Annotated in this window: 21 protein-coding genes; 8 read left to right on the forward strand and 13 right to left on the reverse strand. The window is 68.3% G+C overall.

The genetic code is table 11. From position 1 onward, the window contains the following. Positions 1-57: 57 nt before the first annotated feature. A complete protein-coding gene (gene tpiA, locus AC1DSZ_RS02855; RefSeq protein ID WP_476836865.1) occupies positions 58-819 on the reverse strand; it encodes a triose-phosphate isomerase in 762 nt (253 codons plus the stop codon). A 189-nt stretch (positions 820-1,008) separates the two neighbouring features. Between tpiA and AC1DSZ_RS02860 the strand changes: the two genes are divergently transcribed. The 6 genes from AC1DSZ_RS02860 (at position 1,009) to AC1DSZ_RS02885 (ending at position 7,973) form a co-directional block, all read left to right on the forward strand. Further along, positions 1,009-2,910 carry a SurA N-terminal domain-containing protein gene (locus AC1DSZ_RS02860; protein WP_476836866.1) on the forward strand — a complete coding sequence of 634 codons (1,902 nt, stop codon included), beginning with the start codon at positions 1,009-1,011 and terminating at the stop codon, positions 2,908-2,910. Between the two features lie 7 nt (positions 2,911-2,917). Further along, entirely contained in the window at positions 2,918-4,438 is a 1,521-nt protein-coding gene (trpE, locus tag AC1DSZ_RS02865) for an anthranilate synthase component I (protein WP_476836867.1), read from the forward strand. A gap of 85 nt (positions 4,439-4,523) precedes the next feature. Beyond that, positions 4,524-4,739: a hypothetical protein gene (locus AC1DSZ_RS02870; protein WP_476836868.1), complete on the forward strand. Its 216-nt coding sequence runs from the start codon at positions 4,524-4,526 to the stop codon at positions 4,737-4,739. 77 nt (positions 4,740-4,816) lie between these two features. Further along, positions 4,817-7,240, forward strand: a complete 2,424-nt coding sequence (locus tag AC1DSZ_RS02875; protein ID WP_476836869.1) for a glucose/quinate/shikimate family membrane-bound PQQ-dependent dehydrogenase — start codon at positions 4,817-4,819, stop codon at positions 7,238-7,240. A 101-nt stretch (positions 7,241-7,341) separates the two neighbouring features. Beyond that, positions 7,342-7,686, forward strand: a complete 345-nt coding sequence (locus AC1DSZ_RS02880) for a hypothetical protein (protein WP_476836870.1) — start codon at positions 7,342-7,344, stop codon at positions 7,684-7,686. An 8-nt stretch (positions 7,687-7,694) separates the two neighbouring features. After that, the gene (locus AC1DSZ_RS02885) at positions 7,695-7,973 is read left to right on the forward strand and encodes a GNAT family N-acetyltransferase (protein ID WP_476836871.1); all 279 of its coding nucleotides are present in this window, start codon (positions 7,695-7,697) and stop codon (positions 7,971-7,973) included. Between the two features lie 2 nt (positions 7,974-7,975). Here the strand turns inward: AC1DSZ_RS02885 and AC1DSZ_RS02890 are convergent, their stop codons facing one another. The 3 genes from AC1DSZ_RS02890 to AC1DSZ_RS02900 form a co-directional block, all read right to left on the reverse strand. Then, positions 7,976-8,155, reverse strand: a complete 180-nt coding sequence (locus AC1DSZ_RS02890) for a hypothetical protein (protein WP_476836872.1) — start codon at positions 8,153-8,155, stop codon at positions 7,976-7,978. Positions 8,156-8,261: 106 nt separating this feature from the next. After that, complete coding sequence (locus AC1DSZ_RS02895) at positions 8,262-9,263, reverse strand: hypothetical protein (protein WP_476836873.1); 1,002 nt, start codon at positions 9,261-9,263, stop codon at positions 8,262-8,264. Positions 9,264-9,317: 54 nt separating this feature from the next. Then, complete coding sequence (locus AC1DSZ_RS02900) at positions 9,318-9,797, reverse strand: hypothetical protein (RefSeq protein ID WP_476836874.1); 480 nt, start codon at positions 9,795-9,797, stop codon at positions 9,318-9,320. Between the two features lie 116 nt (positions 9,798-9,913). On the opposite strand from AC1DSZ_RS02900, the gene AC1DSZ_RS02905 reads away from it, so the two are divergent. After that, complete coding sequence (locus AC1DSZ_RS02905; RefSeq protein WP_476836875.1) at positions 9,914-11,512, forward strand: alpha-amylase family glycosyl hydrolase; 1,599 nt, start codon at positions 9,914-9,916, stop codon at positions 11,510-11,512. Between the two features lie 28 nt (positions 11,513-11,540). Here AC1DSZ_RS02905 and AC1DSZ_RS02910 read toward each other — a convergent pair whose 3' ends face one another. Beyond that, positions 11,541-12,224 (reverse strand): spermidine synthase, encoded by a 684-nt coding sequence (locus tag AC1DSZ_RS02910; protein ID WP_476836876.1) that lies wholly within the window; start codon positions 12,222-12,224, stop codon positions 11,541-11,543. A 99-nt stretch (positions 12,225-12,323) separates the two neighbouring features. Continuing rightward, the gene (locus tag AC1DSZ_RS02915; RefSeq protein WP_476836877.1) at positions 12,324-13,802 is read right to left on the reverse strand and encodes a sensor histidine kinase; all 1,479 of its coding nucleotides are present in this window, start codon (positions 13,800-13,802) and stop codon (positions 12,324-12,326) included. A 265-nt stretch (positions 13,803-14,067) separates the two neighbouring features. On the opposite strand from AC1DSZ_RS02915, the gene AC1DSZ_RS02920 reads away from it, so the two are divergent. Further along, entirely contained in the window at positions 14,068-14,454 is a 387-nt protein-coding gene (locus AC1DSZ_RS02920; RefSeq protein ID WP_476836878.1) for a response regulator, read from the forward strand. Between the two features lie 17 nt (positions 14,455-14,471). Here the strand turns inward: AC1DSZ_RS02920 and AC1DSZ_RS02925 are convergent, their stop codons facing one another. From AC1DSZ_RS02925 to bamA, 7 genes are all read right to left on the reverse strand, one after another. Beyond that, on the reverse strand, positions 14,472-14,735 hold the full coding sequence (locus AC1DSZ_RS02925; protein WP_188518216.1) for a hypothetical protein: 264 nt from the start codon (positions 14,733-14,735) through the stop codon (positions 14,472-14,474). Positions 14,736-14,856: 121 nt separating this feature from the next. After that, on the reverse strand, positions 14,857-16,029 hold the full coding sequence (gene lpxB, locus AC1DSZ_RS02930; protein ID WP_476836879.1) for a lipid-A-disaccharide synthase: 1,173 nt from the start codon (positions 16,027-16,029) through the stop codon (positions 14,857-14,859). Further along, positions 16,026-16,865 (reverse strand): LpxI family protein, encoded by an 840-nt coding sequence (locus AC1DSZ_RS02935; protein WP_476836880.1) that lies wholly within the window; start codon positions 16,863-16,865, stop codon positions 16,026-16,028. The genes lpxB and AC1DSZ_RS02935 overlap by 4 nt, the downstream gene beginning before the upstream one ends. Before the next feature lie 3 nt (positions 16,866-16,868). Next, positions 16,869-17,678, reverse strand: a complete 810-nt coding sequence (lpxA, locus tag AC1DSZ_RS02940; RefSeq protein WP_476836881.1) for an acyl-ACP--UDP-N-acetylglucosamine O-acyltransferase — start codon at positions 17,676-17,678, stop codon at positions 16,869-16,871. Continuing rightward, the gene (fabZ, locus tag AC1DSZ_RS02945; protein WP_476836882.1) at positions 17,675-18,151 is read right to left on the reverse strand and encodes a 3-hydroxyacyl-ACP dehydratase FabZ; all 477 of its coding nucleotides are present in this window, start codon (positions 18,149-18,151) and stop codon (positions 17,675-17,677) included. Before fabZ ends, lpxA begins: the two co-directional genes overlap by 4 nt. A gap of 46 nt (positions 18,152-18,197) precedes the next feature. Then, positions 18,198-19,262: a UDP-3-O-(3-hydroxymyristoyl)glucosamine N-acyltransferase gene (lpxD, locus tag AC1DSZ_RS02950; RefSeq protein WP_476836883.1), complete on the reverse strand. Its 1,065-nt coding sequence runs from the start codon at positions 19,260-19,262 to the stop codon at positions 18,198-18,200. Positions 19,263-19,311: 49 nt separating this feature from the next. Further along, the gene (gene bamA, locus AC1DSZ_RS02955; RefSeq protein WP_476836884.1) at positions 19,312-21,708 is read right to left on the reverse strand and encodes an outer membrane protein assembly factor BamA; all 2,397 of its coding nucleotides are present in this window, start codon (positions 21,706-21,708) and stop codon (positions 19,312-19,314) included. Between the last annotated feature and the right edge of the window lie 194 nt (positions 21,709-21,902).

Consider the following 21,902-nt stretch of genomic DNA (forward strand, 5'->3'; position numbering starts at 1 on the left):
GGGGAGAAGGTGGCGCGAAGCGCCGGATGAGGGGACTTCCTGGACGAGAGCCCCGCCTCAGCGATACGCCGCCGCGATCCCCAGGAAGTCCGCCGCCTTCAGGCTCGCGCCGCCCACCAGCGCGCCGTCCACATTGGCGACGCCCATCAGTTCCGCTGCATTCGACGGCTTCACCGAGCCGCCATACAGGATGCGCACCAGCGGCGCCTCGTCCTTGCCGACGATCTTGCGCAATTCGGCCCGGATGGAGGCGTGCACCTCCTCGACGTCCTTGGCGGTCGGAGTCAGCCCGGTGCCGATGGCCCAGACGGGCTCATAGGCGATTACCAGCGTCTCGCCCGTCGCGCCTTCCGGGATCGAGCCTCGCAGCTGGCGCTTCACGATCGCAAGCGTGCGCCCGGCCTCGCGCTCCTCCTTGGTTTCGCCCACGCACACGATGGCGACCAGGCCCGCGCGCCAGGCCGCCTCGGCCTTGGCCTTCACGGCGGCGTCGCTCTCCTTGTGGTCCGTGCGGCGCTCGGAATGCCCGACGATCACATGGCTCGCGCCGGCATTGGCCAGCATTTCGGCCGAAACGTCGCCCGTGTGCGCGCCGTTCTCCTTGGCGTGGCAGTCCTGCCCGCCAATGGCCACGCCCGTGCCGACCGCCGCCGCGGCCGCGACATAGACCAATGTGGCCGGAGGGCAAACCAGCAGGTCCACCTTGCGCCTGAGCGCGCCGTCATAGGCGGCCCCCATGGCGGCGAGCTCGTTCAGCGCCGGCCGGAGGCCGTTCATCTTCCAGTTGCCGGCAACGAGGGGGCGCGGGCGCGCGGTCATGCTTCTCTCCCTGAATCTGTGCTCAGGGCCGATAGCAGAACCCGCGCGAGCCCGGAAGTGCGTCGAAGGTGGACGTCCGCCGTGGGACGCCCCGCAAAAGGGGTCGCCTCCCGGGCCGGTCTGGACTATGAAGCGCGCTTGACCCGGCTCGCGCCGGCGCCCTTTTCACGTTGCAAGGATCCGTCGCCCATGATGTCAGGAATGCGCAAGGCCGGACAAAGCTGGCTCGGACGCATCGTCGTGGCCGTTCTGTTCGGCTTCCTGATCCTCAGCTTCGGCGTCTGGGGCATCGGCGACATGCTGCGCACCTCGGGGCAGACAAACGTCGCCCATGTGGGCTCGACGCAGATCAGCGCGCAGGCCTATCGCGACGCCTACCAGAACGAGATCCAGCAGCTCTCGCGCCGGATCCGCAGGGCCGTCACCAATGATGAGGCGCGCGCCGTGGGCCTCGACCGCCAGGTCCTCTCCAAGATGATGACCGAGGCGACGCTGGACGACCGCGTGAAGGCCTATGGCCTCGCGATCTCGGACGCCACCATCGCCAAGGCTATCTTCGCCGATCCGACCTTCAAGGGCGCCAACGGCCAGTTCGACCGCAACGCCTTCAACGACGCCATTCGTAACCAGGGCTTCACCGAGCAGGGCTTCGTGCGCGCCCAGCGCGCCGTGTATCTGCGCCAGCAGCTCGCCGACACGATCGGGGGCAACGCCCCCGTGCCGGGCGTCCTGCGCGAGGCGGTGCACCGCTACCAGAACGAGACGCGCACGGTCAGCTTCGTGGCCATCGGCGCCGACAAGGCCGGCGAGGTCGCCACGCCGGACGCCGCGACCCTGCAGGCCTTTTTCGATGGCCAGAAGACCGCGTTCCGCGCCCCCGAATACCGCAAGGTCACGCTGATGACCTTGAGCCCGGCCGACGTCGCCAAGCCCGACCAGGTGTCGGACGGCGAGACGCAGGCGTTCTACGACCGCAACAAGTCCCGCTACGGCGCGCCCGAGAAGCGCTCCGTCCAGCAGATCGTGTTCCCGACCGCCGACGACGCGAAAGCTGCGTCCGACCGCATCAAGGCCGGGACGGGCTTTGACGCGATCGCGCAGGAGCGCAACATTCCGGCGCAGGATCTCGATCTCGGCCTGGTGACCAAGGACGCCATCATCGACCCCAAGGTGGCGGACGCCGCCTTCGCGCTGCCGGCCAATGCGGTGAGCGACCCCGTCGAGGGCCGCTTCGGCTTCGTTCTGGTGCGCGTTGGCGAGATCCAGCCCGAAACCGTGAAGCCGCTCGCCGAGGTCTCCGCCGAGATCAAGACCGAGATCGCGCGCGGCCGCGCCCGGGACGCCGTCCAGGACGTGCATGACAAGATCGAGGACCAGCGCGCCTCCGCCAAGCCGCTGGCCGACATCGCCCGAGACGTGAAGCTCAACGCCCGCCAGGTCGAGGTGGACCGCGCCGGGCGCGACAAGGCCGGCAAGCCGGTCGACATCGCGGACCGAGAGGCCGTGCTGAAGGCCGCCTTCGCGTCCGACGTCGGCGTCGACAACGAGGCCGTGTCCACACGAGACGGCGGCTACGTCTGGTTCGAGATCAACGGCATCGAGGCCGGCCGCGAGCGCAAGCTCGACGAGGTCAAGGCCGAGGTCGAGGCGGCCTGGAAAGCCGACGAGATTGGCGCCCGAATCGCCGCCAAGGCGTCCGACGCGGTGAAGAAGATCAACGACGGCATGGCGCTCGAGGCGGTCGCGACCGAGTTGGGCGTCGAGGTGAAGACCGCCAAGGACGTGAAGCGCCAGGGCGCGGCCGGCGGCCTCTCCCAGCCGGCCGTCGCGCAGGTCTTCGCCACGCCGGTCGGCAAGGCCGCCAGCGCGCTGGGCGCCAACCCGCAGGAGCGGCTGGTGATCCGGGTGGATGCCGCCGAGGTGCCGCCGCTGATCGCGACCCAGCAGTCCGTGGTGCAACTCGATGAGCAGATCCGCCTCGCCATTGGCGACGACATGCTCAATGTCTACGTCCAGAAGATGCAGCAGGAGATCGGCACGGGTGTGAACGACGCGGTGCTGCGCCAGGCGATCGGCGGCGGGCAGTTCTGAGGTCGGCATGACGCTCCAGCCCAGCTTCGAGGAATTCGCCAGGATCTACGACGACGGCCGGCCGCAGATCCTGCGGACCACCCTCGTCGGCGATCTTGAGACACCCGTCTCGGCGTTCCTGAAGCTGGCCGAGCGCCACGAGGGCCCGCGCTTCCTGCTGGAGTCGGTGGAAGGCGGGGCCGTTCGCGGACGCTATTCCATGATCGGCCTATCTCCGGACCTGATCTGGCGCTGCGAGGGGCAGGTCTCGGAGATCAATCGCGTCGCGCTCGACGAGCCCGAGGCCTTCGAGCTCTGCATCGAGCCGCCGCTGGACGCGCTGCGCAGCTTGCTGGCCGAAAGCGCCGTTCCGTTCACGGACGAGCTGCCCCCCATGGCGGCGGGCGTGTTTGGCTATCTCGGCTACGACATGGTCCGCCACATGGAGCGGATCGGCGATCCCAACCCCGACGTCCTCGGCGTTCCGGACGCCGTGCTGGTGCGCCCCACCGTGATGGTGGTGTTCGACGCCGTGCGGGACGAAATAGCCGTTCTCAGCCCGGTTCGCCCGCGCGGCGGCCAGACCGCGAAGGCCGCCTACGAGATCGCGCTGGAGCGCATCGACAAGGTGGTGGCGGCGCTGGAAGGCCCCCTGCCCTCCGCCCCGGTCGCCGCCCCGGCCGAGTTGCTCGCCAAGGGCGGCCAGTCCAACACCACGCCGGCCGAATACGAGGCGATGGTCGCGCGCGCCAAGGAATACATCCGCGCCGGCGACATTTTCCAGGTCGTGCTGTCGCAGCGCTTCGAGGCGCCGTTCGAACTCCCGGCTCTCTCGCTGTACCGCGCCCTGCGCCGGGTAAACCCTGCGCCCTTCCTCTGCTATCTCGATTTCGGCGGCTTCCAGATCGTCTGTTCGTCGCCCGAGATCCTGGTTCGCGCGCGCGACGGCAAGGTCACGATCCGGCCGATCGCCGGCACCCGGCCGCGCGGCTCCACGCCCGCGCAGGACAAGGCGCTCGGCGAGGAGCTGCTGGCCGACGAGAAGGAGCGCGCCGAGCACCTGATGCTGCTCGACCTCGGCCGCAACGATGTCGGCCGCGTCGCCGAGATAGGCACCGTCACGGTGACGGACAGCTTCTTCCTGGAGCGCTACAGCCAGGTGATGCACATCGTCTCCAACGTCGAGGGCGTGCTCGCCAAGCAGCACGACGCGCTCGACGCGCTGGTGGCGGGCTTCCCGGCCGGCACGGTCTCGGGCGCCCCCAAGGTGCGCGCCATGCAGATCATCGACGAACTCGAGAAAGACAAACGCGGCATCTATGCCGGCTGCATCGGCTATTTCGGCGCAAACGGCGAAATGGACACCTGCATCGTGCTGCGCACCGCCGTGGTGAAGGACGGCAGGATGTTTGTGCAGGCTGGCGCGGGCATTGTCTACGACAGCGACCCGGCCTCCGAGCAGCAGGAATGCGTGAACAAGGCGAAGGCCCTGTTCCGCGCCGCCGAGGAAGCCGTGCGCTTCGCCAGCGTCGCACGGCGAGGCCAGTAGCGCCTCCATCTCGCACTGCGGCGCCATGCTTTCGTCCGAGTTGGGTGGCGCAATCCTGCGCTTCGCAGAAAGCGGAGCGCCTTCGATGCAAAATTGCTTCTCGCAATGGCTGGAGGCCGTATCTCGGCACTGCCAGGACGGCCAGCGTCACCTGGTCCACCCCGATCGGCTCGTGTTGCGTGACTGGTTCGTCGATCGCATTCCGCCGCAGGAGGCGGCGCGCCGCATCAGCCGATGCGCCGACGACGCAGCCGCGCCGCCGCATTTCGGCGATCCCGCGGCGGTTCGGCCCGCCGCCTGACGCTGAATCGAAACGGCGTGGAACGGTAGGAGCCGGTCGCCGCTTTTGGTTGCGATGCAGCAGCCAAGGAGGCCGCCATGGCGCGCCCAATCACCAGGCCGGGCTGGCCTCTCGTTCTATTCGGGGGCCTGATCGCCCTGGTCGGCGTCGCGGTGGCGGTAGCCGGCGGCTGGCTCATCCTCAAGGGCGGCTCCTGGTATTATCTCCTGGCCGGCCTTGGCTTCGCGGCGACAGGGTTCCTGCTCGTGGCCCGACGGCCGGCTGGGTTGTGGGTCTACGCCGCCGTTGTTCTCGGCACCCTCGCCTGGGCGGTGTGGGAGATCGGATTCGACTGGTGGCAGCTCGCGCCGCGCGGCGACGTCGTGTTCCTGATTGGTCTTCTGCTTCTAACGCCCTGGATACTGGGCGGCCTCACCGACCCTGACCGGCGGCTGGGCTGGGCGCCATGGCGCGGTGCGGGATTGCCGCTCACGCTAGCGCTCCTGGTCGCCACCGGGGTCGGCGCCGTCGCGCTCACGCGCGAGTATCATGACCACCACGGCGAGTTGCCCACCGCCGCGGGGCCGCGCCCGTCCGACTATGCTGGCGTTCCAGATGGCGACTGGCGCGGGTACGGGCGCTCGAACTTCGGCGATCGCTACTCGCCGCTGACGCAGATCACGCCCGACAACGTCAAGAACCTGAAGGTCGCCTGGACCTATCACACGGGCGACAAGAAGGGCCCGAGCGACCCCAACGAGACCACCTACGAGCTGACGCCGCTGAAGATCGGCGACACGGTGTTCATCTGCACGCCGCACGACTGGGCGATCGCGCTGGACGCCGAGACGGGCCGCGAGAAGTGGAAATACGATCCCAAGATCGACCAGAAAACCAACCTGCAGCACCTCACCTGCCGCGGCGTGTCCTACCACGACGCCGGCGACAGGGCCGCGAGCCCGGGCGGAGAGTGCCCGCAGCGCATCTTCCTGCCCACCGCGGACGCGCGCCTGATCGCGCTCGACGCCAAGACCGGACAGCCCTGCGCGGGCTTCGGCCAGAACGGCGCCGTCGACCTGTGGACCGGCATGCCGGAGGCGCGCAGCGGCATGTACTACTCGACCTCGCCTCCCGTGGTGACGCGAAATCTCGTGATCATCGCCGGCGAGGTCACGGACAACTTCTCCACCAGCGAGCCGTCCGGCGTCATCCGCGCCTATGACGTCACCACCGGCCGCCTGATGTGGAACTGGGATCCCGGCAATCCGGACGCCACGGATCCTCTGCCGGCCGGGCAGTTCTACACCAAGAACTCGCCCAACAGCTGGATCGTCTCCAGCGCCGACGAGGAGCTCGGCCTCATCTACATCCCCCTCGGCAACCAGACGCCGGACCAGTGGGGCGTCGGCCGCAGCGAGAATACCGAGAAATTCTCGGCCTCGATCGTCGCGCTCGAGATCGCCACCGGCAAGCTGCGCTGGGTGTTCCAGACCGTGCACCACGACCTGTGGGACATGGATGTTCCATCCCAGCCGAGCCTGCTCGACCTGGACAGGCCGGAGGGCAAGGTCCCGGCGCTCGTGCAGTCCACCAAGCGGGGCGACATCTATGTGCTCGACCGGCGAACCGGCAAGCCGATCATCCCGGTCGAGGAACGGCCCGTGCCCACGGGCGCAGTGGCGCCGGACTTCACCTCCCCCACCCAGCCCTTCTCGGCGCTGACGCTCGGACCCGAGCGCAAGATCGAGGAACGCGACATGTGGGGCGCGACCATGTTCGACCAGCTCGCCTGCCGCATCCAGTTTCGCTCCCTGCGGTACGACGGCATGTTCACGCCGCCGTCGCTGCAGGGCTCGATCGTGTTCCCGGGCAATTTCGGCGTGATCGACTGGGGCGGCGTGGCGGTCGACCCGGTCCGGCAGGTCGCCTTCGCCAACCCCGACTACATGGCCTTCCTCAGCCGGCTGATCCCGCGCGAGAAGCTGACCGAGCAGGGCAAGCGCGAGAGCGTCCAGACCCCGGCGGGCGGGTCCGACGTGGCCGGCTCCAAGGCCGACGAGAGCGGCGCTAACCCGATGCACGGCACGCCCTACGCGGTGGAGCTGAACCCTTTCCTGTCGCCTGTCGGCCTCCCCTGCCAGGCGCCGCCCTGGGGCTATGTGGCGGGCCTTGACCTGCGCAGCGGCAAGGTGACCTATAAGCTGAAGAACGGCACCGTGCGCGATCTCTCGCCAATCCCCCTGCCCTTCAAGATGGGCGTGCCCAGCCTGGGCGGGCCGATCGTGACGGCGGGCGGCGTCGCCTTCCTCACCTCCACGCTCGACTACTATGTCCGAGCCTACGACCTCACCACCGGCCGCACGCTCTGGCAGGACCGCCTCCCGGCCGGCGGGCAGGCGACGCCGATGTCCTACCGCTCGCCCGCCGGCGGACGGCAGTTTGTCGTCGTGGTGGCCGGCGGCCACGGATCGCTGGGCACCAAGACGGGAGATTCGGTGATCGCCTACGCGCTGCCGCAATAAGCCGCCTACTGCGGCATCCTGGCCCCTCGGCAGAGCAGCCGGAACGCGTGCGGCGCCCAAACGTTGAGCTCTCGACAAGCGTTTTCGAGAGGAGAACACCCATGGTCTCGAACACTCGCAAGGCTCTGCTGGCCTTCTCGGCCCTCGCCGCGACCGCCGTGATCTCGGCCCCCGCCGAGGCGCAGTGGCGTCATGGCGGCTACCATCGCGGCGGCTATTACGGCGGCTACCACCATCGTGGCGGCGGCTGGGGCTATGGCGGCGCGGCTGCGGCCGGGCTCGTCGGCGGCTTGGCGCTGGGCGCCATCGCGGCCCCGGCCTATGGCGGCGGCTATGGCTACGCGCCGGCTTACGGCTATGGCTACAGCGACTGCTTCATCGAGCGCCAGCGCGTCTACGACGCCTGGGGCCGCCCGATCATCCGCCGCGTCCGCGTCTGCAACTGAGCGCCGCGATGACCTACACGCTCGTCCATGATCACGCGCTTCGCCGCTTCGATTTGAAGGACGAGACCGGCCCGGTCGCGCACGCCCTCTATGAGGAGCGTGGGGACCGGCTCGCGGTCTATCACACCGAGGTCGTCCGCGCGCTGCGAGGCCGCGGCGTCGGCGGCGAACTCGTCGCCCGGGTCCTCGACGAGATCCGCCAGACCGGCAAGAAGGTGATCCCCGCCTGCCCGTTCGTGCGCGAGTACATCGCGCAGAACCCGGAATATGCGGATCTTGCCGCCTGACTCTACCGCAGCAAGCGGATCAACTCCCCCAGCCCATATCCGCCCGCCGCACAGGCCGGAACCACAACTCCGGCGAAGAACAAGGTCCGCGACGGCTGAAAGCGCAGCCAGCTGATCCGCAGCTTCGGCGGTCGCCGGATTCGGCGGCGGCTTTGAAACTCCGGGCTGATCATGGCGTCCATTCGGGTCATGGCGCACTCCTTCGGTTTAACCGAGTGCAACAGACCTTTGTGACCGCGGTCTTGCCAAAACTGCTCGAATGCGCGCGATCGCGTTAGCTCTCAAGCTCTAGCAGCCTGACAGCGCCCGGATGCTCTCGATCTGAGATCCGGCTGCGGTCTCGCGGACCGAGATCACCGCCTGCCCGTCGCAGCGCGACCCGTCGCGGGCCACGAAGTTGTAGCGCGCCCGCACGGTCGAGGGTCCAACCTGCCACACGCCCTCCAGCCGCAGGGGACGGCGCATTCCGCCATAAAAGCGGCTCATGGCCTGCGCCGAGAAAGGCCCACGACCCCGCTTCTCGGGGATCAGGAAATGCGCCGCGTCGATGCCGTCGCCTCGCCCGAGCGCGCCATAGAACCCCGCCACGGCATCCCGAGCAGTTCCGCCGCCTTCGGGCGCGCTCGGGCGCGGCGTCGCGGCGGTCTCGAAGTCCTGCGGCGCCTGCGCGGTGCGCGGTCGTGCAGGCGCGGGCCGGGGCGGCGGCGTGGGCGCGGCTTCGTCGTCGGGCTCGATGGTCTGGGGATTTTGCGCGAGGTCGCTGGGCCGGGGCTCCGGCGCCGGAGCAACGGCGGGAGGCGCCGTCGGAGCCGGAGCGGCCGCCACCGCAGCCTGCTCGGTCGAGCAATCGAACCAGTCGCGGCAGGCCACCTTGAGGTTGCAGACGCTCTGAGCCAGCGGCACGCTGAGGTCGAGATAGCGCACGCTGCCCAGCACCGCCGCGGTGCGGCAGGATTCGTCCGCCGAGCCCGCGCAGGCGGCGACGCCGGGATGCGCGAGCTGGACCACCTGCGAGCGTTTCTCGGCCGGCAGCGCCGCGACGAAATCATCGGTCGCCTTGGCGAGCGTGTCCGGCTTCAGGAACTCCAGGTTCTTGGCCGGGCAGAACTGCTTCAACGCCGCCTCGAACGAGGCGTTCTGCGTGGACGCCGCTGGCGCGCTCGTCTGCGGCGCGCTCGTCTGAGGCGCGCTGGTCTGCGGCGCGCTGGTTTGCGCCGTCCCATATGGCGCAGAGCTCAACAAAGCCGTGGCGCTAAGCGCAAGGATCCGGAAGCTGGCGTGGCGTGTCATGCGGCGACCTCCGCGCAGTAAACGGTCGGCGCGGGCGCTTGTTCCTCGCGGGCGTCACCGCCGTTCGGCGACGTCCTTCGTTGTCATGCGCGACAGCGCCATGCGAACCGAGGTCAGCCGTCGCGAGGCGATCTGGCCAAGAAGCGCGCTCCGGCGGGACTTGTCGCAATCGGGGTCCTGCGCAAGGCGGATCGCCTGCCTGAGTTCATGCGCGCAATAGCCAAGCTCGGCGGCGGCTTCCTGCTGGTCCGTGTCGTTCCAGAATTCTGACCAGAACAGATGGTCGTCCGCCGCCGACAGCCGCTGCTCGATTGCGGTCAGTTCGCAGGCTCGGCCTGGGCCAAGGCTGGCGAGCAGGCAAACCGCCGCCGCACCAAGTTGCATCGCAGTCCATCGCATGACGCCGCTCCTTTCGGAGATGTCGTTACGGGCTCTGAACGAAGCGATTTGTAACCAGGAACATGTCTGGACGCTGTGCTCGCGCGCACGTCCCGATGCAGGAGGGTCTACGGCGAACAGCCATGCGCTATCCACCGAAAAGCCAGCAAAGTCGGCGGTTCGATCCGGTGTTCACTTTCGATTCACACGATCTCGGATCTAATTCAACCAATGGGCGAAACTCTCAACCCGCCCGCGAACTGGGGCTGCGCATGAGCGACCGGAACTGGTGGCGCGGGGCGACGATCTATCAGATCTACCCACGCAGCTTCCTGGATACGAATGGCGATGGCGTCGGCGATCTCGCGGGCGCGACGCAAAGGCTCGATCACATCGCGGCGCTCGGCGCCGACGCCGTGTGGCTGTCCCCCTTTTACGTCTCGCCCATGTGCGATTTCGGCTACGACGTCGCCGATCACAAGGCCGTCGATCCGCTCTTCGGCACGCTGGAGGATGCGGACCGGTTCATTGCCCGTGCGCACGCCCTCGGACTGCGCGTGCTGGTCGACTTCGTGGTAGGGCACGTCTCGGACCGGCATCCCTGGTTCCGGGCCAGCCGCGCCGACCGGCTCAATCCCAAGGCGGACTGGTTCACCTGGGCCGATCCGCAGCCCGACGGCGGCCCGCCCAACAACTGGCTTTCGGTGTTCAGCGGCCCGGCGTGGAGCTGGGAGCCGCGCCGCCGGCAATATTACCTGCACCACTTCCTCGCGCAGCAGCCTTCGCTGGACACGCGGCACCCCGACGTGCAGGCGGCGCTCCTGGATGTGGCGGGTTTCTGGCTTGATCGCGGCGTCGACGGCCTGCGGCTCGACGCCATCGATTTCCTGGGCCACGACCCCGCGCTGCGCTCAAACCCGCCCGCCGGCGTCGATCCCGCCGATGCGCCCGCCAAGCTCTTCGGCATGCAGCGGCACGACAACGACATGCTGCATCCGGAAGGCGAAGGCTTCCTGCATCTGCTGCGCACCTTCACGGAAGCGCGTGGCGGCGCCCTGCTGCTCGGGGAGGTTTCCAGCCAACCCGGCGCATTCGGCCGCATCGCCGCCTATACGGGCCCGGCAGGCCCGCTGCAGACCGCCTACACGCTGGCCCCCATGCGCGGCCCCTTTGACGCCCAGGCCGCCAACAGCTTCATCCAGGAAGCCGCCCGTACGGACAGTTCCCCCTGCTGGGCCTTCAGCAACCACGACACGATGCGAGTCGCGTCCCGCTGGTGCATGACGGACGGCACGGTCGACCGCCGCAAGCTCGCGCTGGTCGCGGCTTTCCAGACCGCGTTGCGGGGCCAACTCTGCGTGTACCAGGGCGAGGAGCTGGGGCTGACGGAAGCCGAACTGACGCATGACCAGCTCCGCGATCCTTTCGGAATCGCGTTCTGGCCGGAGTTCAAGGGCCGCGACGGCTCGCGCACGCCCATGCCCTGGCGCTCCGGCGAACCCGGCTTCGGCTTCTCGGACGCTGCCCCATGGCTCCCCTTCGGACAGGGCCACGGCGGCTGCGCGGCGGATCGGCAGGAACGGAACCTGGAAAGCCCCCTCGCCCACTGGCGTGCGCTGCTGCGCTGGCGCAGGGACACGCCGGAGATCAAGCATGGAAGCCTTGCGCCGTTAGCCCTCGATGCGCCGATGGTTGGCTTCGAGCGGGTTCTCGGCGATCGCCGCACGCTGTGCCTGTTCAACCTGTCGGATGAGCGCAGGACGCTGAACCTCGACGCAGGCCCGGCCGTGATCCTGCCCGGCTGGGGCTACCAGCTGCTGGACCGCTCCGTCGCCCGTCCGAAGCGCGCCAGGGCCGTGGCGGTCGCCTGACGGCGGCGCGCCCCGGGGCGGCCTGCCGTCACGGCCGGCCGGGCCGGGACGCCAGCCAGATGACGTGCTTTGCGCCGCGCTTGCCGCGGTCGGCCTTGACAGTGATCTCCTCCACCGCGAACCCGACCCGCTTCAGGCGCGCCGGGAAGAAGCGGTCCGGGGCGGCGGACCACACCGCCAGCACTCCGCCGGGCCTCAGCGCCGCAAGCGAATCGGCGAGCCCGCGCTGGTCGTAGATCGCGTCGTTGTCGCTGCGGGTCAGGCCTTCGGGCCCGTTGTCTACGTCGAGCAGGATTGCGTCGTAGGTGCGCGCCGCCTTGCGCATGATCGCCAGGACGTCGCCGACGAGCACGGACACCCGCGGGTCCGCGAGGCTGTCGCCGAACACGTCCGCCATCGGGCCTCGCGCCCAGTGAACCACCTCCGGCACCAGCTCGGCGACGTCGATCACGGCGTCCGGCGGCAATGCCTTCTGGGCCGCCCGGAGCGTGAACCCCATGCCGAGCCCGCCGATGAGGATGCGAGGCTTCTTGCCGGGAGCCAGCCGCGCGCAGGCCTGTGTCGCGAGCGCCTCCTCCGAACCGCTGAGCCGGCTGTTCATCAGTTCGGTGTGCCCAAGCCGAATGGCGTACTCGCCGCCGCGCCGCATGAGCCGCAGCTGGCCGCCCTCGCCCGGCATCTCGGCTGTGCCCAGCAATTCCCAAGGGATCATCGTTTTGGCCCATCATCGCGGCGCCTCGACCGCAGAGCGGTCCCTTATAGGCGCGTGGCTCGCTTGGCCATCCCGGCGGCGAGCCCGTCCGGCCAGCGCTTACGCGGCCGCCGCGATACGCAGCGGAAACTCGAGCGAAGCCTCGAGCGCCGGACTGTACGCGCTCGCGTAGACGCCGTGCAGTTCGCGCTCGGCGCACAGGCCGATCAGCGTAGAGCCAAAGCCCTTTCGCTGCGGCCGATCGGAGCCGCCAAGGCCGGCGCTCGCGCTCTCGCGCCAGAACAGGCGCACGCGGACGCCGTCTTCCGCGCGATCAACCGTCCAGGTGATATCGACCGAGCCGTCCGGCGTCGCTAAGGCGCCGTGCTTCACCGCGTTGGTGGCGAGCTCGTGGAAGATCAGCGCCACCGGCACGACCTGCTTGGGTCCGAGCTGGGCGGGCGGGCCCAGCACACGCCAGCGCGCCTGGTCGGCGATGCCGAACGCCTTCAGCTCCACATCCAGCAAGGCGCCCAGATCGGCGCCGTCCCAGCTGGAATCGCTGAGCAGCTCATAGGAATTTTTCAGCGCCATGATCCGGCCCTCGATCACCGACCGGAAGTCCGCGAAGGTCTCCGATCCCTTGATCGTCTGCGTGATCATGCCCATCACTACCGCCAGGCTGTTCTTGACCCGGTGATTGAGCTCCGCCAGCAGCATCTCTCGCTGGTTGGCGGCGGTTTTCAGGTCGGTGATGTCCTGCACGACGCGCACCGCGTAAAGGAACTCCCCCGTCCCGCTGCGGACGCTGGTGCTCGATACGTGCGTCCAGCGCTCGTCGCCCTCCTTGGTGACGATCTTCTTCTCCAGCTCGTAGCTCTCGATCTCGCCCGCGCGTTGGCGCCTGAACTGCGCCTCATCCTGCTCGGCGAAGCCGCGATCCGACACGAAGGTGAAGTTCTGCGCCCCGAGCATTTCCTCCCGCGCGTAGCCCGTGATCCGGCACAGCGCCTCGTTCACGGACTTGATCCGGCCATCCGCGCCCAGTTCGGCGATGCCGACGGCCGCATTCTCGTGAGTTGCGCGAAGCCGGCCTTCGCTGGCCCGTAAAGCAAGCTCGGAGCGCTTGCGATCGGTGACGTCATGCAGGGTGCCGATGCCCCGCAGCGCGTGGCCGGCCGCGTCCCGGATGATTTTCCCCCGCGCCACCACCCATCGCTCGGCGCCGCCTGGCTGGATGATGCGAAACTCGGCATCGTAGCGGTCCGGACCATCCGGCGCGTAGGTGTCCTGATAGCGCTGCATCACCCAGGCATGGTCATCCGGATGAATCAGGCTGGCGAAAACCCGTCTGTCGGCAGGACCGTCTGCCGCGATTCCGATGATGGACCTGAACTCGGACGACCAAACATTGAGGTCCTGTTCGATGTCATAGTCCCAGGTGCCGAGGCCTGTCGCCTCCAGGGCGAGACGCAGCCGTTCTTCGCTGGCGCTGAGCCGCTCAACCAGATCAGCTTCCATTCCGGCGCACCACCCCAAAGCATATTGTTCGTATTCTGCAGATTTCCGAAAGTTTGATCGTCCTATCCCACGCGTCAAGCAAGTTTCGCGGGTATTGAGATGTAAGCTGCCAGAGTGCTTGGCGGCCGTTGAGGCACATCGGCCAGAGACGGCGCCCGGGGCAGCGGATTGGATCGGCGATGGGCTGAAAACGTGCTGCCCTCGCGCTTGTCTTGATAACCATCAACGCTGAAACCACCATCGAACGGCGTCGAAATAAACCTCACGGCAATCAATCTCCGCCACGTTCAACCGTGAACGAGCCTCATGAAGGCCGCGACAATCGAGCCAGAAGGCCAAAGCGATGCAGCACATTCTGATGGTCGACGACGACCCCCTCATGGGGGAGTTGGCCAAGGGTTTTCTGTCTGGACCTGAAGCCGAGGTGCACGTCGCCTTGTCGGGCGAAGAAGCTGTGCGTGTGATGCAGTCGCGCCGGTTCGACCTCGTGATCACCGACATCGACATGGGCAAGCTGGACGGCTTGTCGCTGATCCGCCAGATACGCTCGTCCGCCGCGCATGCGGCTGTGCCGGTGCTGGTCGTGAGCGGCCGCAAGGACCTTCACGCCATCGATATGGCGAGAAGCCTCGGAGCCTCGTCCTTCGTCAGCAAACCCGTCAACTGGCGGCTGCTGCCCTACAAGGTTCGCGAGATGCTGGCCAAAACGGAAGCGCGATCCGTCGCCTGACCGCCGCCCGCCGCGGCTCAGGCCGCCTCGGCCATCGCCTCGCGCAGGCGGATGAGCGCTTCGTCGAAGGCTTCCGAACGGAGCGATTGGGCCGGCTCATGCCGCGCGTCGGACAGACGGCGCTCGAGTTCTTCCAGCAATTCCCTGGCGTCCAGCTTGTCGACGCGGATGAGGTCCAGCACGGTTCGGCCCAGCGCGTGCGTCCACATGGACCGCATGCCTTCCTTGAGCAGCGTCTCCCGCTGCCGCGCGCTGTCGGACTGAACGTCGCTCATCGTCATCAAGCCTCCTGGCGCACCGGCTCCGTCACCGGGCGTATCAACCAATGAGTGCAGGAAAGCACATGACATCTTTCAAGTTCGTGAATGCCCACATACCCGTCCAGATTGCGGGCCGCCAAGCCTAACGGCGGCGCGCCCCGGCGGTCCGGATCACGATGTCGGCCGCACGCCCGCTCGGCGTCTCACCGCTTGGCAGGGTCATCAGGCTGTCCAGCCGACCGAATTCGGCAAGCTGGCCGGCTCTCGCGTCGCCATCCGCCAGCAGCGGCCCCAGTGCGCCGGCGAGGTTCGCGGGCGCGCACTGCGCCTGGATCAGCTCCGGAATGGCGTTGCGCCCGAGGATGAGGTTCGGCAGCACGATCGAGGGCGCATGGATGAAATGCTTCAGCTGCTCCTCGAGCTTCGACACCCGGTAGGCCACCACCATCGGCACGCCCGAGAGGGCCAGCTCCAGCGTCACCGTCCCGGACGCCGCCAGCGCGGCCCGCGCGGTCCGGAACGCGGCGTATTTCTCCGCCTCGCCAAGCACGACGCGCGGCGGCGCCGGCCAGCCCGCCACCCCGGCCCGGATCTCGGCCTTCAGGTGCGACACCGCCGGAAGCACCGCCTCAAAAGCGAGGCCCTGCCCGGCCAGAAGCCCGAGCGCCTGGCCGAACGGCTCCAGCAGCCGGCCGATCTCCGAGCGCCGGCTGCCCGGCAGCACCAGCAACAGCGGCGGCCGGGCCTCCCGCCGCGCCGCCTCGGCCGGCGACGGCCGCAATTCGTCCAGCCGCTCGATCAGCGGATGCCCCACATAGGTGCAGGGCGGCCCGCCCAGGCGCGCATGCGCGTCCGGCTCGAAGGGCAGCAGCGCCAGAACGTGGTCCACGTAGCGCGTCATGGCGCGTGCGCGACCCGGCCGCCAGGCCCAGACGCTCGGGCTCACATAATCAACGATCGGCAGGTCCGGCGCCTGCTTGCGCACCCGCTTGGCGACCGCATGGGTGAAATCCGGGCTGTCGATGATCACCAGCACGTCCGGCTCCGCCGCCACCACGGCGTCCACGGTCTCGTGCACCCGGCGGATGATGCTTGGCAGCCGCGCCAGCACGGGCAGGATGCCCATCACGGCGATGTCGGCGAGCGGGAACAGGCTCGCCATGCCCTCCGCCTGCATGGCCTCGCCGGCCACGCCGGTAAAGCGCACGCCGTCCGGCCCGAGGCGGTCGCGTAGCGCCCGCATCAGCTTGAAGCCGAGCTGGTCGCCCGAATGCTCGCCGACCACCAGCGCGACATGGAGCGGCCGGCCGCTCATGCTTCCGTCCCCACCACGAACAGTTCCGCTTTGTCAGCCGCCCGCAGCAGCTCCGCGCGGTCAACCAGCACGACGCCGCCGGCCTGAACGGCGATGCCCGCCAGCCCTGCCGCGCGGGCCCGCTCCACCGTCCGCGGGCCGATCGCCGGCAGGTCGACCCGCAGGTCCTGCCCCGGCTTTGGCCGCTTCACCAGCACGCCGCGCTGCCCGTCGAGACGCACGCGCTTGGAGCGCTGCAGCCCGGCGACGCGCTCCAGCATGGCGTCGGTGCCCTCCGGGCCCTCCACGGCAAGCACGCGCCCACCGCACACCACCACGGCCTGGCCAATGTCGAAGGGCCCCGTCACGGCCAGCAGCTCGGCCCCGGTCGCGATGTCGCGCTCATGTTCCGGTCGCGGCGCGACTGCGCCGATGCGGCCCTCAGGCGCCAGGATGCCGGGCGCGATCTCCTGCGCGCCGACGACCCGAAACCCCGCGTCCTCGATCAACTCCACGGCGCCACGCAGAAGGCGGTCGTCGCCCTTGGCGAAGATGCGCGCCAACTCCTCGCGATTGCGAAAGGCCGAGAACACGGAGGCCAGCGCCAACGGTCCGGGCCGCGTCACCGCGCCGGCGAGCACCACGCAATCGGGCTTGATGCCGGCCAGCAGCGTCAGCAGCCCGGCGGGGTCCAGCATGTCCACCACGGCCGTCGGTTTGCCGGCCACGTCCTTGTCGGCGAATCCCCGCAGCGCGATCACGGCCACCTGCCGCCCGGTCGCGCGCGCGGCCTCGGCGACCTCGGCCGGAAACCGGCCCCCGCCGGCCACGATCGCGACCACGCCGGCATCCGGCATGGATCAGCCCTCGTGCGCGTCGCGCGGGGTGCAGATGGATCGGCTGCCGCCCTCGCGGATGAAGGCGAGGATTTCCTGCACGACGCCATGCCCGTCAAAAGTGCCGGCCACGTCCTCGACGCGCTCCTGCAAGGTGCCCTCGTCGGCGAACAGCAGGCGGTAGGCCTTGCGGATGTCGTGGATGACCTCGCGCGAGAAGCCGCGCCGCTTGAGCCCGACGATGTTGAGCCCGGCCAGGTGCGCCCGGTTGCCTAGCGCAATGCCGTACGGGATCACGTCGTTCTCGACGCCCGAAAGCCCGCCGATAAACGCGTGCGCGCCGATGCGGCAATATTGGTGCACGGCCGCGCCGCCGCCGATGATCGCGAAGTCCTGCACGGTGCAGTGCCCGGCCAGCATCACGTTGTTGGAAAAGATGACGCTGCTGCCGACCTTGCAGTCATGCGCCACATGCGCGCCGGTCAGGAACACGCATTTGTCGCCCACCGTGGTGGCCAGCCCGCCCCCCTCGGTGCCTGGGTTCATGGTCACGCTCTCGCGGATCATGCAATCCGCCCCGATGGTCAGCGTCGAAGGCTCGCCGTGGAACTTCAGGTCCTGCGGCTGGTGCCCGATGGACGCAAAGGGGAAGATCTTCGCCCGCGGGCCGATGCTGGTCCGGCCGGCCAGCACCACATGGCTGACCAATTCGCTGTCGTCGCCAAGCTCCACGCCCGGTCCGACCATGCAGAACGGGCCGATCTTGACGCCGGCGCCCAGCTTCGCGCCGGGCTCGACGATCGCGGTGGGATGAATGCTCGTCTCGGCGGTCATTCCATCACCAGCATGGCGCTGAGCTCGGCTTCGGCCACGACCTTGCCGTCGACCTTCGCCTCGCCGCGATACCACCACATGTTGGCGCGCTGGCGCATCTTGGTCATGTGGTACTCGACCACGTCGCCGGGCTCCACGGGCTTGCGGAACTTCACCTTGTCGATGGTCATGAAGTAGACGAGCTTCGGCCGGGTCGAGCCCATCTTGGCGTTCACGCAGAGCGCGCCGGCCGTCTGCGCCATGCCCTCGATCAGCATCACGCCGGGCATCACGGGCCGCTGCGGGAAATGCCCCTGGAACTGCGGCTCGTTCATGGTGACGTTCTTGATGCCGACGCAGCTCTCGTCGCTGTTCATGTCGCGGATGCGATCGACCAGCAGAAACGGATAGCGGTGAGGCAGGAGATCCATCACCCGCATGATGTCGGCGTAGCCAAGAGTGGTCGCGCCAGGCGTCGTGTCCGTCTCGGTCATCGGCAAAGGCCTCGTGGGTCGCGTCGAGCCGGCTGCGCGCCGCCGACTAGTCTTCCGGGTCCTGCGGCGTGGAGCCGCCCTTCCGCTTCGCAAGATTGGACAGGGTCGTCAACTCCCGCACCCATTGGCGCATCGGCTTGGCGGGCGTCCCGCCCCAGCGCTGGCCCGGCGGCACGTTGTCGGCGACGTTGCTCGCGCCGGCGATCTGCGCGCCCGTGCCGATGTGGATGTGGCCGACGAGGCCGGCGGAGCCGCCCAGCACCACGAAATCGCCGAGGGTCGTGCTGCCCGAAATGCCCACATTGGCGACGATCACGCAGTGCCGGCCGATCACCACGTTGTGGCCGATCTGCACGAGATTATCGATCTTGGTGCCCTCGCCAATCACCGTGTCGCGGTTGGCGCCGCGGTCGATGGCCGAGTTCGCCCCGATCTCGACGTCGTTCTGGATGATCACGCGGCCGATCTGCGGGACTTTCAGATGTCCCTGCGGACCCATCGCGAAGCCGAAACCGTCCTGGCCGATTCGCACGCCGCCATGGATGATCACACGGTCGCCGATCAGCGCATTGTTCACCGACGCGTTCGGCCCGATCGCGCCGTTGCGGCCCACCCGCACCTGCGGGCCGATCACCGCATTGGCGCCGATCACCGTGCCGGACCCGATCTCGGCGCCCGGGCCCACCACCGCGCCAGGGTCCACGATCACGCCCGCTTCGAGGCGCGCCTCGGGATGCACGAAGGCGCCCGGGGCGACGCCGGTCGCGCCGAAGCTGGACTGCGGCCGCATGGCGTCGGGGAACAGCCGCGCCGTCACCATCGCGCAGGCGCGGTAGGGCTGGCCCACCACCATCGCGATGACATGGGCCGGAACCTTTTCGACGAATTTCGACGCCACCAGGCAGGCCCGCGCGCGGGTCCGCTCCAGGTCAGGCGCGTAGCGAGGATTGTCGAGGAAAACGAGATCGCCCGGGCCGGCCGCATCGAGCGGCGCGACGGCGTCGATCAACAGGGCGCCATCGGCGTCATCCGGAAGCTTGGCGCCCGTCAAGGCCGCGATTTCGGCCAGCGAAATGGCTCCGGCGAGCCGGAAGAAGACGGGATCTGTCATCTTGGCTCCGACGGCTACGCCCCGGACGAAAAGTCCGGGGCGTCCGTCATCAGAAGCTGGTGCCGCCCGAGAAGCGGAACACCTGTGTCCGGTCACCCTGCGCCTTCGTGATCGGATAGGCGAGGTCGAAGCGGATGGGGCCGAGCGGCGACTGCCAGAGGATGCTGCCGCCCACCGACGACCGGATCTTGTGGTCGTCGATGACGCTCAGCGTCGTCGGGTAGGTCGAGACCGCCGTCGGCGGGATCAGGCCGGAGAAGTTCTTGCGACCCTCGTAGCCGAACAGCGTGCCGGCGTCGGCGAACACCGCGCCCTTGAAGCCAAGCTCACGCGGCAGGCCGAAGATCGGGAACTGCACCTCGGTGGACCCGCCGAAATAGGTCGAGCCGCCAAGCGCGTTGTTCTTCGGGTCGGCGCGGTCGCGCGGGCCGATGCCGGACGGCGCGAAGCCGCGAACCAGGCTCGGTCCGAGGAAGAACTGGTCCGTGATGCGCAGGTCGTTGCCGCCATAGGCGAAGATGTTGCCGCCCTGGACCTTGACCAAGCCGACGAAGTCGTCGGACAGCTCCTGGTAGTAGCGAGCCTCGCCGGTGGTGCGAACCCACTTGGAGTCGCCGCCAAGGCCGGCGAAGTCCTGCTTGACCTCGGCGTAGATGCCGGAGCGCGGGTTCTTGTTATTGTCGAGCGTGTTGTAGTTGAGCGTGTAGCCCACCGCCGACGTCAGGTAAGAGCCTGCAGCCTCCTTGAGGGCCAGCGACGCTTCGCCGTTCTGCAAGCACTCGAGAAGAGTCTCGCCGGCGCTGAGCGGATAGAAGCAGTCGTTGAACGGCTTGGAGTAGGTGTTCGGGATCTTGATGTGCTGCTGGTACAGCGAGTACCGGAACAGCACGCTGGACTCTTCGGTGAGCGGCAGGCCGAGGCGCAGGGTGCCGCCAGTCATCCGGTTCTCGTAGTAGGAGTACCGGGTGTTGTCGCTCTGCTTGGAGAACAGGTCGAAGCCGACCGCCATGCGGCGATCCAGGAAGTAGGGCTCGGTGAACGAGAACTCGACGCCCTTGGAGTACTGGCCCGTCGACACCGCGGCGCGCACATACTGGCCACGGCCGAGGAAGTTGGTCTCGGTGACCGAGAGCTCGGCGATGAAGCCGTCCGAGGTCGAGTAGCCGCCCGAGATCGCGAAGGCGCCGGTGGGCTGATCCTCGACATCCACGTTCACGACGACGCGGTCAGGTGTGGAGCCCGGCTCGTTGGAGATGCGGACCTTCTTGAAGTAGCCGAGGTTGTTGAGGCGGCGCTCCGCCTTGTCCATCAGCACCTTGTTGTAGGCGTCGCCCTCGCCCACGTCGAACTCGCGGCGGATCACGTAGTCGCGCGTGCGGGTGTTGCCACGGACGTTGATGCGCTCGATGTAGACGCGCGGGCCTTCCTCGACCACGTAGCTGAGGTTGATCGTGCCGGTCGCGGGGTCGCGATCGCCGCGAGGGCGAACCTGCGAGAACGCATAGCCGCGGCTCGCCACCTCGGTGGTGAGCGCCTGGAGGGTCTTCTCGACCTCCTCGGCGTTGTAGACGCTGCCGGCCGAGGTCTTGACCTTGCCGCGCAGGCGCTCGGGGTCAATGTCGGCGATCTTCGACTCAACGCCGACATTGCCGACGCGGTACTGCTGGCCCTCGTCCACCGTGACGGTGATGCGGTAACCGCTCGAAGCCTGGTCGAACTGGACGTCGGTGTTGACGACGCGGAAGTCGGCGTAGCCATGCTTCAGGTAGAAGCGGCGCACGAGCTCCAGGTCGGACTGGATCTTGTCCGGATCGTAGACGTCGGAGGTCTTCAGCCAGGAGAGGAAGTTGCTCTCCGTGGTGGTCATCTGATCGCGCAGGCGGCCCGATCCGTAGGCTTTGTTGCCGACGAACTCGATCGCCTTCACGCCCGTCTTGTCACCCTCGTTGATGGTGTAGACGACGTCGACGCGGCCGTTCTCGAGCGGGACGATGCGCGAGCTGACGGTCGCGAGGCTGCGGCCGCCGCGGCTGTAGATTTCCTTGATGCGCTGGACGTCGGCGTCCATCGTGGCCTGGCTGAACGGGCCACGGGCCTTGGTGCTCATCTCGGGGGCCAGTTGCTCGCTCTTGAGCTTCTTGTTTCCCTCGAAAACGACGCGGTTCACCACCTCGTTCTCCCGCACCGCAACCACCATCTGGCCGCCGCGCTGGGTCACGTTCACGCTGGAGAACAATCCCGTCGCGAGCAGGTCCTGACGGGCCTGGGCGGCCGGCTGGCCGGTCACGTAGGAGCGAATCGTCTCGGCGTCGACCCGGCGATTGCCTTGGACGACGACGCTTTGGGCGAAGGCCGGAGCCCCCATCGCCACAACCAGGGCGATGCTCACCGCCGTCTGCTGGAGCGCGCGCGACCTGCGCCGCAATCCGCCAGTCTCGAAAGCCATCGAGTAACCCGCCCTTGTTTCTTTTAACCCAACCCAGGGAACCAACTGGCTCACCCGGATGTCCCGAACGTACCCGACGCATCTACCAAGTTTCACCCTCGCTGCAAATGACGAATGCGCCGAGGAGGTCGAATCCGGGTCCGCGTGGCGATGATGACACTTAGCGCATGGTTAACGCCCCGCTCCGGCACAAC

The organism is Alsobacter sp. P4_H11 (assembly GCF_056400925.1).

What these genes read in the sequence shown, in the direction of transcription:
- bamA (WP_476836884.1), bottom strand. Translation starts at nt 21,708, where the DNA reads ATGGCTTTCGAGACTGGCGGATTGCGGCGCAGGTCGCGCGCGCTCCAG.
- trpE (WP_476836867.1), top strand. Translation starts at nt 2,918, where the DNA reads ATGACGCTCCAGCCCAGCTTCGAGGAATTCGCCAGGATCTACGACGAC.
- AC1DSZ_RS02890 (WP_476836872.1), bottom strand. Translation starts at nt 8,155, where the DNA reads ATGGACGCCATGATCAGCCCGGAGTTTCAAAGCCGCCGCCGAATCCGG.
- AC1DSZ_RS02905 (WP_476836875.1), top strand. Translation starts at nt 9,914, where the DNA reads ATGAGCGACCGGAACTGGTGGCGCGGGGCGACGATCTATCAGATCTAC.
- lpxD (WP_476836883.1), bottom strand. Translation starts at nt 19,262, where the DNA reads ATGACAGATCCCGTCTTCTTCCGGCTCGCCGGAGCCATTTCGCTGGCC.
- fabZ (WP_476836882.1), bottom strand. Translation starts at nt 18,151, where the DNA reads ATGACCGAGACGGACACGACGCCTGGCGCGACCACTCTTGGCTACGCC.
- AC1DSZ_RS02925 (WP_188518216.1), bottom strand. Translation starts at nt 14,735, where the DNA reads ATGACGATGAGCGACGTTCAGTCCGACAGCGCGCGGCAGCGGGAGACG.
- AC1DSZ_RS02895 (WP_476836873.1), bottom strand. Translation starts at nt 9,263, where the DNA reads ATGACACGCCACGCCAGCTTCCGGATCCTTGCGCTTAGCGCCACGGCT.
- AC1DSZ_RS02935 (WP_476836880.1), bottom strand. Translation starts at nt 16,865, where the DNA reads ATGCCGGATGCCGGCGTGGTCGCGATCGTGGCCGGCGGGGGCCGGTTT.
- lpxA (WP_476836881.1), bottom strand. Translation starts at nt 17,678, where the DNA reads ATGACCGCCGAGACGAGCATTCATCCCACCGCGATCGTCGAGCCCGGC.
- AC1DSZ_RS02920 (WP_476836878.1), top strand. Translation starts at nt 14,068, where the DNA reads ATGCAGCACATTCTGATGGTCGACGACGACCCCCTCATGGGGGAGTTG.
- AC1DSZ_RS02880 (WP_476836870.1), top strand. Translation starts at nt 7,342, where the DNA reads ATGGTCTCGAACACTCGCAAGGCTCTGCTGGCCTTCTCGGCCCTCGCC.
- AC1DSZ_RS02875 (WP_476836869.1), top strand. Translation starts at nt 4,817, where the DNA reads ATGGCGCGCCCAATCACCAGGCCGGGCTGGCCTCTCGTTCTATTCGGG.
- AC1DSZ_RS02885 (WP_476836871.1), top strand. Translation starts at nt 7,695, where the DNA reads ATGACCTACACGCTCGTCCATGATCACGCGCTTCGCCGCTTCGATTTG.
- AC1DSZ_RS02860 (WP_476836866.1), top strand. Translation starts at nt 1,009, where the DNA reads ATGATGTCAGGAATGCGCAAGGCCGGACAAAGCTGGCTCGGACGCATC.
- tpiA (WP_476836865.1), bottom strand. Translation starts at nt 819, where the DNA reads ATGACCGCGCGCCCGCGCCCCCTCGTTGCCGGCAACTGGAAGATGAAC.
- AC1DSZ_RS02910 (WP_476836876.1), bottom strand. Translation starts at nt 12,224, where the DNA reads ATGATCCCTTGGGAATTGCTGGGCACAGCCGAGATGCCGGGCGAGGGC.
- AC1DSZ_RS02870 (WP_476836868.1), top strand. Translation starts at nt 4,524, where the DNA reads ATGCAAAATTGCTTCTCGCAATGGCTGGAGGCCGTATCTCGGCACTGC.
- lpxB (WP_476836879.1), bottom strand. Translation starts at nt 16,029, where the DNA reads ATGAGCGGCCGGCCGCTCCATGTCGCGCTGGTGGTCGGCGAGCATTCG.